The sequence below is a fragment of the Streptomyces sp. NPDC020379 genome, assembly GCF_044387105.1.
Taxonomy (GTDB): Bacteria; Actinomycetota; Actinomycetes; order Streptomycetales; family Streptomycetaceae; genus Streptomyces.
The window spans coordinates 117,313-132,604 of record NZ_JBIRVR010000018.1 but is presented as its reverse complement, the minus strand read 5'-3'; the positions used below and the strand labels follow the sequence as shown (position 1 = coordinate 132,604).

At 74.8% G+C, this 15,292-nt stretch carries 15 protein-coding genes; 9 read left to right on the top strand and 6 right to left on the bottom strand.

The features are described 5' to 3' along the window. Positions 1-43: 43 nt before the first annotated feature. The 5 genes from ACH427_RS23160 to ACH427_RS23140 all read right to left on the bottom strand — a co-directional run bounded on the left by ACH427_RS23160 (position 44) and on the right by ACH427_RS23140 (position 4,962). Entirely contained in the window at positions 44-961 is a 918-nt protein-coding gene (locus ACH427_RS23160; protein WP_398872010.1) for a hypothetical protein, read from the bottom strand. A gap of 73 nt (positions 962-1,034) precedes the next feature. Further along, positions 1,035-2,558 (bottom strand): hypothetical protein, encoded by a 1,524-nt coding sequence (locus ACH427_RS23155; RefSeq protein WP_398872008.1) that lies wholly within the window; start codon positions 2,556-2,558, stop codon positions 1,035-1,037. A gap of 66 nt (positions 2,559-2,624) precedes the next feature. Beyond that, complete coding sequence (gene pcp, locus ACH427_RS23150) at positions 2,625-3,269, bottom strand: pyroglutamyl-peptidase I (RefSeq protein WP_398872006.1); 645 nt, start codon at positions 3,267-3,269, stop codon at positions 2,625-2,627. A gap of 32 nt (positions 3,270-3,301) precedes the next feature. After that, complete coding sequence (locus ACH427_RS23145) at positions 3,302-4,270, bottom strand: DUF979 domain-containing protein (RefSeq protein ID WP_398872004.1); 969 nt, start codon at positions 4,268-4,270, stop codon at positions 3,302-3,304. Next, entirely contained in the window at positions 4,267-4,962 is a 696-nt protein-coding gene (locus ACH427_RS23140) for a DUF969 domain-containing protein (protein ID WP_398872002.1), read from the bottom strand. The genes ACH427_RS23145 and ACH427_RS23140 overlap by 4 nt, the downstream gene beginning before the upstream one ends. A gap of 203 nt (positions 4,963-5,165) precedes the next feature. Here ACH427_RS23140 and ACH427_RS23135 point away from each other — a divergent pair, with 203 nt between their 5' ends. Genes ACH427_RS23135 through ACH427_RS23120 form a run of 4 tightly spaced genes read left to right on the top strand, consistent with a single transcriptional unit; the run spans position 5,166 to position 8,090 of the window. After that, complete coding sequence (locus ACH427_RS23135; protein WP_398872000.1) at positions 5,166-5,810, top strand: GntR family transcriptional regulator; 645 nt, start codon at positions 5,166-5,168, stop codon at positions 5,808-5,810. Then, positions 5,807-6,595, top strand: coding sequence for a LamB/YcsF family protein (locus ACH427_RS23130; protein WP_398871998.1), 789 nt, complete (start codon positions 5,807-5,809; stop codon positions 6,593-6,595). Before ACH427_RS23135 ends, ACH427_RS23130 begins: the two co-directional genes overlap by 4 nt. 11 nt (positions 6,596-6,606) lie before the next feature. Then, on the top strand, positions 6,607-7,227 hold the full coding sequence (gene pxpB, locus ACH427_RS23125; protein ID WP_398872055.1) for a 5-oxoprolinase subunit PxpB: 621 nt from the start codon (positions 6,607-6,609) through the stop codon (positions 7,225-7,227). Further along, positions 7,224-8,090: a biotin-dependent carboxyltransferase family protein gene (locus ACH427_RS23120; RefSeq protein ID WP_398871996.1), complete on the top strand. Its 867-nt coding sequence runs from the start codon at positions 7,224-7,226 to the stop codon at positions 8,088-8,090. The genes pxpB and ACH427_RS23120 overlap by 4 nt, the downstream gene beginning before the upstream one ends. 87 nt (positions 8,091-8,177) lie before the next feature. Here the strand turns inward: ACH427_RS23120 and ACH427_RS23115 are convergent, their stop codons facing one another. Next, positions 8,178-8,333 carry a hypothetical protein gene (locus ACH427_RS23115; RefSeq protein WP_398871994.1) on the bottom strand — a complete coding sequence of 52 codons (156 nt, stop codon included), beginning with the start codon at positions 8,331-8,333 and terminating at the stop codon, positions 8,178-8,180. A 225-nt stretch (positions 8,334-8,558) separates the two neighbouring features. Between ACH427_RS23115 and ACH427_RS23110 the strand changes: the two genes are divergently transcribed. The 5 genes from ACH427_RS23110 (at position 8,559) to ACH427_RS23090 (ending at position 15,275) form a co-directional block, all read left to right on the top strand. Beyond that, positions 8,559-9,014, top strand: coding sequence for an SPW repeat protein (locus ACH427_RS23110; protein ID WP_398871992.1), 456 nt, complete (start codon positions 8,559-8,561; stop codon positions 9,012-9,014). A gap of 302 nt (positions 9,015-9,316) precedes the next feature. After that, the gene (mdlC, locus tag ACH427_RS23105) at positions 9,317-10,921 is read left to right on the top strand and encodes a benzoylformate decarboxylase (protein WP_398871989.1); all 1,605 of its coding nucleotides are present in this window, start codon (positions 9,317-9,319) and stop codon (positions 10,919-10,921) included. Between the two features lie 57 nt (positions 10,922-10,978). Further along, positions 10,979-12,382 (top strand): FAD-binding oxidoreductase, encoded by a 1,404-nt coding sequence (locus ACH427_RS23100; RefSeq protein WP_398871988.1) that lies wholly within the window; start codon positions 10,979-10,981, stop codon positions 12,380-12,382. After that, positions 12,379-13,803: a cytochrome P450 gene (locus ACH427_RS23095; RefSeq protein ID WP_398871986.1), complete on the top strand. Its 1,425-nt coding sequence runs from the start codon at positions 12,379-12,381 to the stop codon at positions 13,801-13,803. Before ACH427_RS23100 ends, ACH427_RS23095 begins: the two co-directional genes overlap by 4 nt. Next, on the top strand, positions 13,800-15,275 hold the full coding sequence (locus ACH427_RS23090) for a hypothetical protein (RefSeq protein ID WP_398871984.1): 1,476 nt from the start codon (positions 13,800-13,802) through the stop codon (positions 15,273-15,275). Before ACH427_RS23095 ends, ACH427_RS23090 begins: the two co-directional genes overlap by 4 nt. Positions 15,276-15,292: the final 17 nt, after the last annotated feature.

The window sequence follows — 15,292 nt, the reverse complement described above, 5'->3', positions numbered from 1 at the left end:
GACTCTCGTTGTCGTGACGGGCGGTTGGTCAGGAGGCTGCCGGCTAGCGCCGGGTGGTGTCCCCGTGCTCGAAGAACGGCAGGCCGGCGTCGGCCACCAGGTCGAGGGCGTCGGCGTCGTCCGGCGGCAGCAGGCTCGGGCTGCCGTCGCCGACGGGCACGATGCCCAGTTCCAGCAGCTCGGACATGGCGGCGGTGCCCGCCATGTCGCGGACCTGGAGCTGGTAGCGGGCCGTGGTGCGGTACGCGCCGCCGGCGTCGTCGCCGGTGCGCTGGAGGAAGCCGGAGTCGACGAGGAAGGCGACGGCCTTGGCGATGATGCCGGTGGTGGAGCCCGCGAGGCGGCGGGCGTCCTTGGTGGCGCCGGTGGCGCTGCGGCGGGCGTAGACGCGCCACGCGGCTTCCAGGCCGGGGGCGTCGCTGGTGGGGTCGGTGTTCTCGCCCTGTTCCGCGGCGCGTTCCTCCAGCCTGCGGCACGCCTGGCGGACGAAGGCGTCGATGCCGTTGACGGTGACACGGCCGATGTAGCCGTCGTCGGCGAGGTCCTCGGGGCGGGGGAAGGCCATGGCGGCGACCGCGAGGTGGGCGAGGCCGTGCAGGAAGCGGTCGGCGGAGTCGACGGTCGCGCGGCGGGCGTAGTCGCCCATCCGAACGGCGAAGACGGAGTCCTCGGCAGCGGTGACGGCCATGCCGGCGCGGGTGGAGACCTCCAGGACGACGAGCCCGAGGCCGGCGGCGACGGCGTCGGCGAGGCGCGCGAAGGCGGGGTCGTCGCGGTGGCGGCGCAGCAGCTCGGTGTATTCCGCGTCGCGGGCGGGCTGGAGCTTGGGCTGGAGCCCGAACGCGATCAGCCGGGCGGCGTCGGCCGCGTCGGCGGGGGTGACGCTGCCGCTGGGGGCGGGGGCCTCGCCGTCGGCGGCGGGCTCCGGCTGTGCCGCGTCGTCGATGTCGTACTCGGTCACGGTTGCTGCTCCTGTGAGTGCTGCTGCGGGTTGACGGCCGGCCGGGTGCGGCGGGGCGCTCCGGCGGACCCGCTCATGACGCCGCCTCGCGGTCCGCCGCCATGCCGGCCGCGTCGAGCAGGGCCTTGCCGACGATGAGGTCGGCGCCGCCGAACTCCGGGTCGTCGAGCTCCGTGCCGTCGTCGACGGCGAAGAGGAGGGTCGGCTCGCCTTGGCGGTAGGCGGTGCCGACGGGCGGGCTCGCGGCGTGGACGGCCAGGAGGGCGACGAGGTAGGGCAGTTCGGGGTCGGCGCGGCGCGCCTCGGCGAGCAGTCCGGACAGGCGGCGGGGTGCGTCGGCCGGCAGGTCGAGCAGTTCCATGGCGCTCGCGAGCTGCGCCTCGCTGAAGCGGCTGTCGTCGGGGGTGGTGATGAGGTCGGGTTCGGGCATCTCCGCGCCGAGGTGCTCGCGCTCCACGGGCGGGGTGAGCAGCAGCTCGACGAGGTCGCCGACGCGCACGGACGCGGGGGTGCGCAGGCCCGTGCCCTTGGCGAAGAAGGCGTCGGTCACCCGCCCGGCCTGTTCCACGGGGAGCGGCAGGAGGGGTGCGAGGAGCTGGCCGTAGAGGTCGAGTCCGGAGCCGGTGGCGGAGGGGGCGAACGCCTGCCGGTCCTGTTCGGCGCGGAAGAGGGGGCCGGCCTCCAGCAGCCTGGACTGGAGCTGGGTGTGGCGGCGGATGCAGTCCTTGACGATGTCGACGAGCTCGGCGGCGCGGCGCTTGTGCTCGGGGTCCTCCGCCTCGTCGCGTGCCTTGCGGATGTTGGTGAGGATCGCGTTCTCGTGGCGGTAGCGGTCGGCGACGTGGTCGAGCGCCTCGGCGATCATGTCGGGGACGGTGCGCAGCCAGTCGACGGCGCGGACGTTGCGCCGGGTGGCGTCAAGGGTCTTGCGGAGGGTCTCGGCGTACTGCACGGTGCGGTAGCGGGCCTGTTCGGCGGCGAGCTGGGCGTCGGCGAGGCGGCCCCGGCTGATGAGGACCTCCAGCTTCACCTCGGCGGCGATCTGGGCGCTGGTGACGTCGGTGTCGAGGGCTCCGACGAGGACGTTGACCGCTTCGTCGGTGGTGCGCAGGAAGACCGTGCCGCCGTGGCCGGGGACCTCTTCGATGAGCTTGAAGTCGTAGTCGCGGCGGACGTACGCGCCGTCGGCGCCGAAGGTGCCGTAGACGGCGCGGAAGCCCCGGTCGACGCTGCCGACGTTGATGAGGTTCTCCAGGACCCACCGGGCGACGCGCTCGTGCTCGGCCGCGGGGCGGCCGGGTGCCTGGGCGCCGACGCGCGGGAGCAGCCGGGACACTATCTGCTCGTGGTCGGCGCCGGTGTCGAAGTCCATGTTGAGCGTGACGAGGTCGATGGCGGCGAGCGCCACCTCGGCCATGGCGTAGCCGCCGTACTCCCCGGCCAGGTTGGCCTTGCGCGCGTCGAGGTCGTGCAGGGGCGCGGTGCAGGCGAGCGCGCGGAGCCTGCGGGCCAGGCCCTCGTCGGCGGCGGGGCCCGGGGCTGGGCGCGGGGGCCCGTTGAGCTGGGGCGGAACGGCCGCCGGGGCTGGAGAAGTCACGTCGCACAGAGTAGGCGGTCACACCGACAACGGACGAAACGGCACGGGTGAAATGCCCGTACCGTCCTAGTGTGTGATGCCGCCGGCCACGCGGATGTCCTGGTCGCGCCCGGCGGCGGTGATCGCGATCACACGCAGCGCCGCGGCTGTGGCGGCCACGGGGAGTGACGGCAGCGCCCGGTCGGTGACCTGTTCCGGCGCGTACGGCACGTGCACGAACCCGCCGCGCAGTCCCGGGTGTTCGGTCGCCGCGAGGTGCATCAGCCCGTAGAAGACGTGGTTGCAGACGAAGGTCCCGGCGGTGTGGGAGAGGGAGGCGGGCAGGCCCGCTTCGCGTACGGCGGCGACGCACGCCTTGACGGGGAGGGTGGCGAAGTAGGCGGCCGGGCCGCCCGGGACGACCGGTTCGTCGAGCGGCCGCGCGCCGGCGTTGTCGGGGATGCGGGCGTCGTCCAGGTTGACGGCGATACGTTCGACGGTGACGTCGGGGCGGCCGCCGGCCTGGCCGACGCAGAGCACGACGTCGGGGCCGGTGGCGGCGACGGCCGCGCGCAGGGCGTCGAGGGCGGAGCCGAAGACGCAGGGCAGTTGGGCGACGCTCAGTTCGACGCCCTCGGGCGGGTGCTCGGCGGCGGCCCGGACGGCCTGCCAGGACGGGTTGACGGCCTCTCCGCCGAAGGGTTCGAATCCGGTCAGCAGCACCCGGGTCATGGCCGCTCCTCCGCTGGGGTTCGTGGACATCGTCAGAAGGCGAACAGGGACATGATCACGATGTTGCAGCCGAGCAGGGCGACCGCGGTGGGGAGTTGAGCCTTGATGGGGCCGTACTGGTCCTTGAGTTCCAGCAGGGCGGCGGGTACGACGTTGTAGTTGGCGGCCATGGGCGTGACCAGGGTGCCGCAGAATCCGGCCAGCATGCCGATGGCGAGGACGGCGGGCGCGCTGCCGTGCTCCTGCACGACGAGGACCGGCCAGCCGACCGCGGCGGTCATGACGGGGAAGGCGGCGAAGCCGTTGCCCATGACGACGGTGAAGAGGAACATCCCCACGCAGTAGACGACGACCGCGAGGTAGAGGGAGTGGTCGGGGAGCACGGCCGTGGTGATCCTGCGGACCTGGTCGCCGACCCCGGCGACGGAGAAGATCGTGCCGAGGGTGGCGAGCAGCTGCGGCAGCAGCATGGCCCAGCCCATCGTCTCCAGGATGGAGCGCCCGGCGTGCACGGGGGTGGAGAGCTTCCTCTCGCCCAGCAGCGCCATGCCGACGGCGAGGGCGACGACCGCGCCGATCCCGAGGCCGAGGATCGTCTCACTGCCCTTCTGGAGGACGGGCTGCCCGCCCACGGAGAGCTTCTTGACGCCGACGGCGCAGATCAGGGCGACGACGGGGATGGTGAGCGCCGGGACGAAGAGCTTGCCGCCCAGGCGCCGCGCGCTCGCCGCCCGCTGCCCGGGGGTGGTCGTACGGGCCGTGCCGCGGCCGGTGAAGCCGAATCCGGCGAGGCAGACCATGGCGAGGACGGCGGCGCCCAGGGGTTCGGCGGGTGCCGACTTGTCGGCCACCCAGGTGCCGTAGACGAAGCCGAGGCCGAGGAGGCCCCAGAAGGCGGCGGTGCCATGGCGCCTGGGGTTGGTGCGGTCGCTGAGCATCTGGGCGGCCATCAGCAGGAAGATGGCGCCGACCAGCCAGTAGAACCACTCTGCCTTGATCACTTGACGGCTCCCGCCGGCTTGCCGGTCATCGTCGTGCGGGCGAGCGTGCGGTCCAGGCGCAGCAGCCGCCAGCCGTGGACGGCGAGGGCGCACAGGGCGGTGGGCACGGCCCACAGCGCGAGGTCGAGCGGTTCCAGGTGGGTGTGGTAGGTGGTGTTGACGAAGCCGGTGATCAGCAGGATCGAGCCGACGGCCAGGAAGACGTCCTCGCCGAAGAAGAGGCCGACGTTGTCGGCGCTGGCGGCGAAGGAGCGCACCTTCTCGCGGACCTTGTCCGGCAGCGGCCCGTGCAGGCGCTCGGCCGCGCCCTCCGCCATGGGGGCGGCGAGCGGGCGGACGGTCTGGGCCTGCCCGAAGACGCTGTTGAGACCGAGGGCGGCGGTGAGCTGGCGCATCAGGAGGTAGAGGGCGAGGAAGCGGCCGGTGGTGAGCGAGCCGAAGCGGGATATCAGGCCGCGGGCCTGTTCCTGGAGGCCGTGGCGCTCCAGGAGGCCGATGACCGGGAGGGTGATCACGAAGATCGTCACCGGGCGGCTGGAGGCGAATCCCTCGCCGAAGGCGGCGAGGACCCGCTGGGGCGACAGGCCGCCGAGAAGGCCGGTGGCGATGCCGGCGCCGCCGACCACCAGCAGGGGATTGCGTCTCGTGGCGAAGCCGATGACGACCACGAGGACGCCGAGGAGAACGATCATGCGCCCTGCCTTCCGGGTGCCCGGACCTCATTCGAACGAGTGAGGCAACTTGGCGAGGAGGCTAAGATATTGTTGAACAATCCTCAAGAGGCTTGACTCACGATTCCGCAACGCCCGCCGGTCCCGATCCGCCCTTGAACCCCGCGCCTCGCACGCCCCGGCTCCGCACCGCCCGTCACACCCGTCGAACCATGGGGGACGCCATGGCACTGTCCACCGCCCAGCGCGTGGCCGACACGCTCCGCGACCGCATCGAGGGCGGCGGCCTGCCGCCCGGCACCCAGCTGTCGGAGGAGGCGCTCGGCCGGGAGCTCGGGGTCTCGCGCAACACCCTGCGCGAGGCGTTCCGGCTGCTCGTCCACGAGAGCCTGGTCGTGCACCGGCTCAACCGCGGCGTCTTCGTACGGGTCCTGGAGCCCACCGACGTCACGGACATCTACCGCGTGCGCGCGGCCCTGGAAACCGCCGGGGTCCGGGCCGCCGCGAGCGCGGCCCCCGCCCTGCGCGCCGCGGTCACCGGCGCCGTCGCCCGGGGCGAGCGCGCCGCCGCCGCCGGCGACTGGCCCCAGGTGGCCTCGGCCGACCTCAGCTTCCACCGGGCGCTCGCCGCCCTCAGCGGCAGCGCCCGCATCGACTCCGCGATGGACCTGCTGCTCGCCGAACTGCGCCTGGCCTTCCACACGATGCCCTCGCCCCGCCGCTTCCACGAGCCGTTCCTGCTGCGCAACCGCTCGCTCGCGACGCTGCTGGAGAACGGCGACCACGGCCGCGCCGAGGCCGAGTTGACCACCTATCTGGATGACGCGTGCCGCCTCATCCTCGACACGATGCGGGAGGCCGCCTCATGACCGGACCGGAGCACGACACCGACCCCCGCCCCGTCCTCGACCTCAACGCCGACCTCGGCGAGGGCTTCGGGCGCTGGCAGCTGACCGACGACGAGGCCCTGTTGTCCGTCGTCACCAGCGCCAACGTCGCCTGCGGCTTCCACGCGGGTGACCCCTCCACCATGCGCCGGGTGTGCGAGCGCGCGGCCGAACTCGGCGTCCGCATCGGCGCCCAGGTCTCCTACCACGACCTCGCGGGCTTCGGGCGGCGCGCCATGGACGTGCCCCCGGACGAGCTCGCCGACGAGGTCACCTATCAGATCGGCGCGCTGCGCGTCTTCGCGCGGGCGGCCGGTTCGGACGTCAGCTATGTGAAGCCGCACGGCGCGCTCTACAACCGCACGGTCACCGACGCCGAACAGGCGCGGGCCGTCGCGGCGGGTGTGCTGCGGGCGGGCGGCGCCCTGCCCGTACTCGGCCTGCCCGGCTCGCGGTTGCACGAGGCGGCCGCGGAGGCCGGACTGCCGGTGGTCACCGAGGCGTTCGCCGACCGCGCGTACACCGCCGCCGGGTCGCTCGTCCCGCGGCGCACGCCCGGCGCCGTGGTCCTCGACCCCGAGGCGGTCGTCGCCCGGTCGGTGCGGATGGCCCGCTCGGCCACCGTCACCGCCCTCACCGGCGAGGACGTGACCGTACGGGCCCGCTCGCTGTGCCTGCACGGCGACACCCCCGGCGCCGCCGGCAACGCCCGCCGGGTCCGCGCCGCCCTGGAGGCCGCGGGCGTGCGGGTGGAGGCGTTCGCGTGAGCACGCCCGCCATGGAGCTGCGCGCCCTGCCCGTCGGGCGGCACGCGCTGCTCGTGGAGGTCGCCACCGGCGACGACGCCCAGGCGCTCCACGCCGAACTGCTGCGCCGCCGCGCCGCGGGCACCCTCCCGCCCGTACGCGAGATCGTCCCCGCGGCACGCACCGTCCTGCTGGACGGCCTGGCCGAGCCGCGGGCCCTCGCCGCGGACCTCGCGCGCTGGAGCGTGCCGCCGCTCGCGGCCGCCGAGGGCACCCCGGTGGTGCTGCCGGTCCGCTACGACGGCGAGGACCTCGCCGAGGTCGCGGCGCTGTGGGGCGTCGCGGAGCAGGAGGTCGCGGAGATCCACTCCGGCCTCGAATTCCGGGTGGCGTTCTACGGGTTCGCGCCCGGCTTCGGCTATCTGAGCGGGCTACCGGAGCGGCTGCGCGTGCCGCGCCGGGCCACCCCGCGCACGGCCGTCCCCGCCGGGTCCGTCGGCCTGGCCGGCACGTACACCGGCCTCTATCCGCGCTCCTCCCCCGGCGGCTGGCAGCTCATCGGCCGTACGGACGCGGTGCTGTGGGACGTCGCGCGCGAACCGGCGGCGCTGCTCTCGCCCGGCACGCGCGTGCGCTTCGAGGTGGTCGCGTGAGCGGCGCCCTCACCGTCGTCCGGCCCGGCGCCCTGACGACCGTCCAGGACCTCGGCAGACCCGGCCACGCGCACCTCGGCGTGGGACTCTCCGGCGCCCTCGACCGGCCCGCGCACCGGCTCGCCAACCGCCTCGTGGGCAATCCCCCGGAGTGCGCCACGCTGGAGACCACCGTCAACGGCTGCGCGGTGCGGCCGGACCGGGCGGTGACCGTGGCGGTGGCGGGCACGCCCTGCGCGGTGCGGGTCGACGGACGCCCGGTGGCGTGGGGCGCGGCCGTGCGGGTGCCCGCGGGCGCCGTCCTGGACGTCGGTCCCGCCGTCGGCGGGGTGCGCGCGTACGTGGCCTTCGGCGGCGGTGTGGCCGTGCCGCCCGTGCTCGGCAGCCGCTCCCGGGACCTGCTGTCGGGCCTCGGGCCCGAGCCCCTCACGGAGGGCGCGACGCTGCCCCTCGGCGCGCCCCAGGGGCCCTCCGAGGGCGCCGACGCGGTGCCCTGGGCCGGGCCGCCGTCCGGCGGGCTGGTCCTCCCGCTGGTACTCGGCCCGCGCGACGACTGGTTCACCGCCGACGCGCGGCGCACGCTCTCCGGCGGCGGTCACCGCGTCTCCCCTGCGAGCAACCGCATCGGCCTGCGGACGGAGGGGCCCGCCCTGGCCCGCGCCCGGGAGGGTGAACTCCCCAGCGAGGGGATGGTCCTCGGCGCCGTCCAGGTGCCGCCGGACGGGCGCCCGGTGGTCTTCCTCGCCGATCACCCGACGACCGGCGGCTATCCCGTCGTCGGCGTCGTCCCCGAGCCGGCGCTGGCCGCCGCGGCGCAGGCCGCGCCCGGCACGCCCGTGCGCTTCGTGCCCGTACGGGCCTGAGCACGGCCGGAGGGGCCGTCCGGCCCCCCGGCCGCCGTGGCCGCCCCGGTCGTGGCCGCGCCGGTCGTGGCCTCAGCCGTGGCCGCGTCAGTCCACGCCGCGGATGATGTGCGACTCCGCGTCGACCTCCTCGGTGGTGGTCTCGGGTGTCTCCCGCGGCGCGGCACGGCGGGCCCCCACGGTCTCCTCCCGGCCCTCCGACCGGCCCGGCACGTGGTCGCCCTGCGTCTTCAGCTGTTCCACGACGGCTTCCTTTCGCACGCTGTTCCCCTGGTCCACCCGAGGGCGCCACCGGCTCACGCGTCCGGAATGCGATGCCCGGGTTTCCCCAGCGTGACCTGTCGAAACAGAAGCCACCACATCGGATATAGCCAGATACGAACTACCCCCATTCGGGTGGCAAAAGGGGACATTGGCGATAAAATGCAGGGAGGTCCGAACTGACACTGAAAGAAGAAGGTGGCTGACGTGACCGCCCCAACCTCACCCCGGATCGAACACCACCCGGACATCCTGGCGCTCCGCGCCCACTCCGAGGAAACGACCAGCACCCCCGTCGCGCAGGGCGTCGAGGCCCTCGCCCTGCTGTGCGGCGTCTATCTCGCCGCCTCCCCATGGATCGCCGGCTTCAGCGGCGCGACGACCCTCGCCGTCAACAACCTCATCACCGGCGTCGCCTTCGCCTGCCTCGCCGGGGGCTTCGGACACGCCTACGAGCGTACCCACTCCATGAGTTGGGCCGGGCTCTGCATCGCGGCCTGGACGATCGTCTCGCCGTGGGTCGTCGCCGGGCACGCGTTCGCCACGCGCGCCGTCGTCAGCAACGTCATCGTGGGAGCGGTGGCCTGCGTCGTCGCACTGGCCCTGGCCGGCCTCGGGATGTCGCGCACGGCAGCGGCGCGGCCGGGACTGCGGCGACACTGAGCAGCGGGGCGGAAGCGCCGGGTGAGCACGCCCCCGTGCGGCCGCCCGCCCGCTCCGCCTCCGCTCTCGGTGTCCAGGCAGGACCAGGCCGATTCTTGTCGTCCGCGGACCCCGCCGCCCGCACCCCGGGTGACGGGGCCCTCCCACGCGCCCCCTCTACACCAGCTTCCCGGTCATCGCGAAACGGGCGTTCACCCCTGGGAATGAAAACCCGGCTGATCTTCGGAATTGATGACTCCGCCGGACGGGAACAGGCAATGCTCCCCTCTCCCCGGTCACTCCCATCTCAAGAGGTGCGCGCCATGACGACCGTACGAGCCGCCGTGTTCGAGCTGTTGCGGGCCCGCGGCGTGACGACCGTCTTCGGCAATCCCGGCTCGACCGAACTCCCCTTCCTCCAGGACTTCCCCGACGATTTCCGCTATGTCCTCGGTCTCCAGGAAGCCGTGGTCGTCGGCATGGCCGACGGGTTCGCGCAGGCCACCGGGACCACCGCGGTCGTCAATCTGCACACCGCCCCGGGCGTCGGCAATGCCATGGGCGCGATCATCAATGCCGCGGCCAACCACACCCCGATGGTGGTGACGGCCGGACAGCAGGTGCGGGCCATGGTGACCATGGAGGCGCTGCTGACCAACGTGGACGCGACGCTGCTGCCCAGGCCCGCCGTGAAGTGGGCGTACGAGCCGCCCCGCGCCCAGGACGTGCCCGCGGCCCTCGCCCGCGCCTTCCACCTGGCCGAAACCGCTCCCCGGGGCCCGGTGTTCCTGTCACTGCCGATGGACGATTTCGACGTCGAGCTCGACGCGGCGGAGGCCGAAGCCGCACGTCAGGCCGCGCGCCGCGGCGTCACCGACGCCACCGCGGCCGACGAGCCCGCGATCGAGGCGCTCGCCCGGCGGCTCGACGCGGCGGTCAACCCGGTGCTGGTGACGGGCGGTTCCGTCGACGCCGAGGGCGCGTGGGACGCGGCCGTCGCGCTCGCCGAGCGGCGGGGCCTGCCGGTGTGGGCCTCCCCCGTCGAGGGGAGGGCGGGCTTCCCGGAGGACCACCCGCACTACCGCGGCGTGCTGCCCCCGGCGCTGGCACCGCTGGCCAAGGCCCTGGAAGGGCACGACCTGGTCCTGGTGGCCGGGGCGCCCGTCTTCCGCTACTACCCCTATGTGGCCGGGCCGGTGCTGCCCGAGGGAGCCGAACTGGTGCTGCTCACCAGCGACCCCGGCGAGGCCGCCCGCGCCCCGGTGGGCGACGCGCTCGTCGCCGGCCTGCGCCCCACGCTGGAACGGCTGACGCGGCTCGTACGGAAGGCGGAAGGGCCCGCACCCGTGCCCCGGCGGGAACCCCCGGCGCAGGATCCCTCCGAGCCCATGTCAGCCGTCACCGCGCTCGCCGCCGTCGCGAGCGCCGCCCCGCCGGACACCCTGTGGGTCAACGAATCCCCCTCCAACCTCCAGGCGTTCCGCGAGCTGATCCGCGTGGGCAGGCCCGGCTCCTTCCTCACCACCACCGGCGGCGGGCTGGGTTTCGGCCTCGCCGCGGCCGTCGGCGCGCAGCTCGGGCGGCCGGAGCGGCCGGTGGTGGCGGTGGTCGGCGACGGCTCCGCGCAGTACGCCATCACCGCGCTGTGGACCGCGGCCGCCTGCCGGGCGCCGGTCACCTTCGTGATCCCCGCGAACGGCGAGTACGCGATCCTCAAGTGGTTCGGGCGCTTCGAGAACACCCCCGGCGTGCCCGGCCTGGATCTCCCCGGGCTCGATCTGTGCGCCCTCGCCCGCGGTTACGGCGTGACCGCGCACCGCGCGACGGACGCGGCGCACCTCGCCGGGCTGGTCGCCGCGGCCACGGCCGCCGACGACGGTCCCGTCCTGATCGAGGCGCCGGTCACCACCGTGCCGCCGACCCTGTGACCGCTCTCCCCCGCTCCGCCCGCCCCACCTGTGCCTGACCGTGCCCTGGAGTTGCCCATGACCGTATCCGTCGAGAAGCCGCTGCTCGCGGCGCTGGCCGAAGCGCTGCCCGAGGGCACCGTGCTGACCGGGGACGACGAACTCGCCCCGCACAGCCGGGACGCGGCGCCCTTCAGCGAGGCGGGCAGACCCGCGGTCCTGGTGCGCCCCGAGACCGTCGAGCAGGTCCAGCACGCGGTGCGCACGGCGCGGGCGTACGGCGTGCCGGTCGTCCCGCAGGGCGCGCGCACGGGGCTGGCCGGTGCCGCCAATGCCGTCGACGGCTGCCTGTTGCTGTCCATGGTCCGGATGAACCGCGTCCTGGAGATCGACCCGGCGAACCGGCTGGTGCGCTGCGAGCCCGGTGTCGTCACCGCGGACCTCGCGGCAGCGGTCGCCGGGCACGGCCTGTGCTATCCGCCGGACCCGGCCTCCTGGGAGCGCTGCACGATCGGCGGCAACATCGCCACCGGCGCGGGCGGGCTGTGCTGTGTGAAGTACGGGGTCACCGCCGACTACGTCCTCGGGCTGACGGTCGTCCTGGCCGACGGCGAGGTGCTGCGCGTCGGCCGGCGCACGGTCAAGGGTGTCGCCGGATACGACCTGACCCGGCTGTTCGTCGGCTCCGAGGGCACCCTGGGCGTCATCGTCGAGGCCACGCTGGCCCTGCGGCCGCCCCCGCCGCCCGCGCTGGCGCTGCTCGCGCGGTTCCCCTCGGCCACGCACGCGGGCGAGGCCGTGGCGGCGATCATCGGCGCGGGTCATGTCCCGTCCGCCCTGGAGCTCATGGACCGTACGACCACCGAGGCGGTCGCGGCGCTGGGCCACCCGCTGCTCAAGGGCGGCGCGGCGGCCACGCTGATCGTGGCGAGCGACGCGCCCGACGCCGCCGAGGCGGTGCGGGCGATGGCCGTGCTGTGCCGGGAGGCCGGGGCGCTGTCCGTCACAGCCGCCGCCGACGGCGAGCAGTCCCGCGAGGTCCTGGACGCCCGCCGGATGGTGCTGCCCGCGGTCAGTGCCCATGCGGGGCAACTGCCCGGTGATGTGACGGCGTTCATCGAGGACGTGGCGGTGCCGCGCGCCCGGCTGGCCGAACTGACCGACCGGATCGAGCACATCGCCGGCGAGTACGGCCTCTACATCTCCACCGTCGGCCACGCCGGTGACGGCAACCTCCACCCCACCGTCGTCTTCGACCGCTCCGACGCGGACGCCGTCCGGCGGGCGCGGGAGGCGTACGACGCGATCATGGCCGCCGGTCTCGAGCTGGGCGGCACCATCACCGGCGAGCACGGCGTCGGCACCCTCAAGCGCGACTGGCTCGCCCGTGAACTACCGCCCCGCAACCTGCGGTTGCAGCGGGACGTCAAACGGCTGCTCGACCCCGAGGGGCTGCTCAACCCGGGGAAGGTCCTCGCATGATCCACCTGTACAGCACCACGGACGCCGGCACGGAGCTCGGCACCGCGCTGCCCACCGCGTCCGCGGGCGAGAACCTGCGGCTCGCCGTCACCTATCTCCTGCCCAACTACCTCAAGGGCGTCTTCCGGGGCCGGCCCCGCGTCGCGGCGCTGGTGGCCCGGCTGGACGCCGGCCGGCACGCCGTGGACACCATGCGGCGGATGCGCCGCGCGCACGGCCGCGGACCGGTCATGGTGCGCGGCACCTCCGGGCCGACCCTGCTCGTCCTGGACGCGGAGGACGCGCGGCAGGTGCTGGCCGGGCCGGTGGAGGTGTACGCGGTGGACACCTGGGAGAAGGTGACCGGCTTCGCGGGGGTGCAGCCCGACGCGCTGGTCGCCTCGCACGGCGGGCAGCGCGCGGTCCGCAGGGCGTTCAACGACTCCGTCCTGGACGCGGGCTGCCCTGTGCACCGGCTCGCGGACCACTTCCTGCGGGTCGTCGGCGAGGAGGCCGCGGCCCTGCTCGGCCCGCGCGCGCTCGCCGGGCTCGACACCGCCGCGTTCCGGGAGCGGTTCGACCGCGTGGGGCGGCGCTGTTTCCTGGGCGAGGCCGCCGCGGACGACGAGGAGTTCTCGCTGCTGCTGGGCGAGCTGCTCGCCGAGGCCAACTGGATGGGTGCCCGGCGCTGGCGCGCGGCCCGCGCCCGGCGGGTCCGGCGGCGCATGATGCAGCGCCAGGCCCGCTATCTGGCCGAGGCCGACCCGCGCGCCCTGACCGGGCTGTTCGGCGGCGCGCCCCGGGGGCCGGAGACGGCGCCCGAGGCCCAGGTCTCGCACTGGTTCATGGCGCTGGCGGTGGTGCAGGCGGCCACCGTGCAGGCGCTGGCCCTGCTCGCCACGCACCCCCGGCACCACGAGCGCGCCCTGGCGGAGGTCGAGGCCGCCGACCGCAAGCACGGCCCCCGCACGGTGGCCGGCTTCTGCGACATGCCGTACGTACGCGCCTGCGTCCAGGACGCGGCGCGCCTGTGGGCGCCCGTGCCCAGCCTGATGCGGCGGACGACCGCCGAGACGCGCTGGCGGGGTGCGGTGGCACCGGGGGGAATCAACATCCTGGTGCCCGCCGGCTTCCACGCGCGCGACGGCGAACGGATCGACTACGCCCACCGGTTCGCGCCGGAGAAGTGGCTCGACGGCACGGCGGAGAACGACTGGGCGATCAGCCCGTTCAGCCGGGGCGAGGCACAGTGCAGCGGCACGGAGCTGGGGCTCCAGCTGGCCACCGGCTTCGTCGCGGAGCTGCTGCGCGGCGGCGAACTGGCCGTCTCCGGCGTCCGCCTGAGCCCGTCGCGTCCCCTGCCGCTCACCTTCGACACGACGCACCTGCGCATCGGCGTCCGCGCGGCGGCGCGCCCGGACGAGGAGAGGGAGGACGCGTGACGGCGGAGAACACGGTCCCGGCCGAGGAGCCGGAGGCCGTACCGGAGGCCGCTCCCGAGGCGCCCGGGACACCCACGCGGGAAGCGCCGGCGGTGCGGTCCCTCACGCCGGAGGCGCCCGAGGAGTCCCCCGCCCTCGACACCGCGGAGCTCGCCGCCCTCGCCCGGACGCTCAGTGAGGCCGCCGGGATCGTGCGGGAGGCCGGGCGGGCCGTGACCGCCGTGGCCACCGATCCCGCGCTGCTCAGGTCGGTGGGCCGGTCGCCGCGCAGCGGTGCCCGCGCGGTGGGCGCCCTGGCCCGTACGCTCGTCGACCCCGCCGGGCTCGGGTACGCGCCCGACGGCGGCGGGGTGGGCCGGGCGGCCTGGCTGGGCGGGGTGCTCACCAGCAGGCGGAGCCTGGCGCTGGACATGGCGGTGGCCGCGCTCAAGCTGCGGATCCGGCTGTGCGCGGTGCGGCACCGGGAGTTCGTGGAGGAGGGGCCGGTGCGGCGGCTGCTCATCGCCATCGACTCCGACCGGCAGCTGCTGGCCCTGCGCATCCTCCGGCAGAACGTCCGGGCGCAGGGCGCCCAGCGGGCCCTGGCCGCGCTCGCGCCCGCCCTCGCCGAGGTGATGGCGTGGAACGCGCTGGTGGACGAGAACCCCTTCAACGACAAGGCGGCCTGGTGCATCGTCACGGGCACGCGGGCCGACGGCGACCCGCTGCTCGGCCTCGGCATCAGGGCCTGGGCGCGGTGGGACCGGGGCGCGGGCCGGGCCGTGGCCATGCCGCCGGACCCGGAGTTCCTGGCGGGTCTCGACCTCGACGGCGGCATCAGCGGCCAGTTGCGGAACCTGGCCGCTCTCGGCAACGACGGCCGGACCCTCGTGCAGCGCGTCACCGGTCCCGACGGCATCACCCGCTATGTGGTGCTGCTGCCCGGCATGGCCTTCGGGCTGCCGCGCAACCCCACCCCGCAGGACCTGGTGGGGGCCGTCACCGCGGTGGGCCGCAACGACTCGCCGTACACGCGGGCCGTGCGCAAGGCTCTCGCGCTCACCGTGCCGGACGGCGCGGAGATCGCGCTGATCGGGCACAGCCAGGGCGGGGTGACGGCCATGAGCCTGGCCGAGCTCCCCCAGGTCACCGACCGCTGGCGGCTGACGCATGTCGTCGCCGTCGGCTCGCCGATCGACTTCAAGCGCCCGCGCGACCCGCGGACCCAGGTCGTCAGCATCGTCAACGAGCACGACGTGGTGCCCAGTCTGGAGGGCCGCAGCCCGGTGTCGGTCTTCCCGCTGCCCGCCGGCTGGCTGGAGATCACCTGGGCGGACCCCACGCACGACTTCCCGCAGTGCCACAACGTCGACGTGTACGCGCAGGGGCTGGACAAGGTGGTCCCGGAGGCGCGGGACCAGGTCGACGAGCTGCTCGCGCCGTACCGCGGCCGGGTGGAGGAGACCGTCGTCCTCCGGCTCCACGACCGCTGAACCCGCCGCCCGCACGG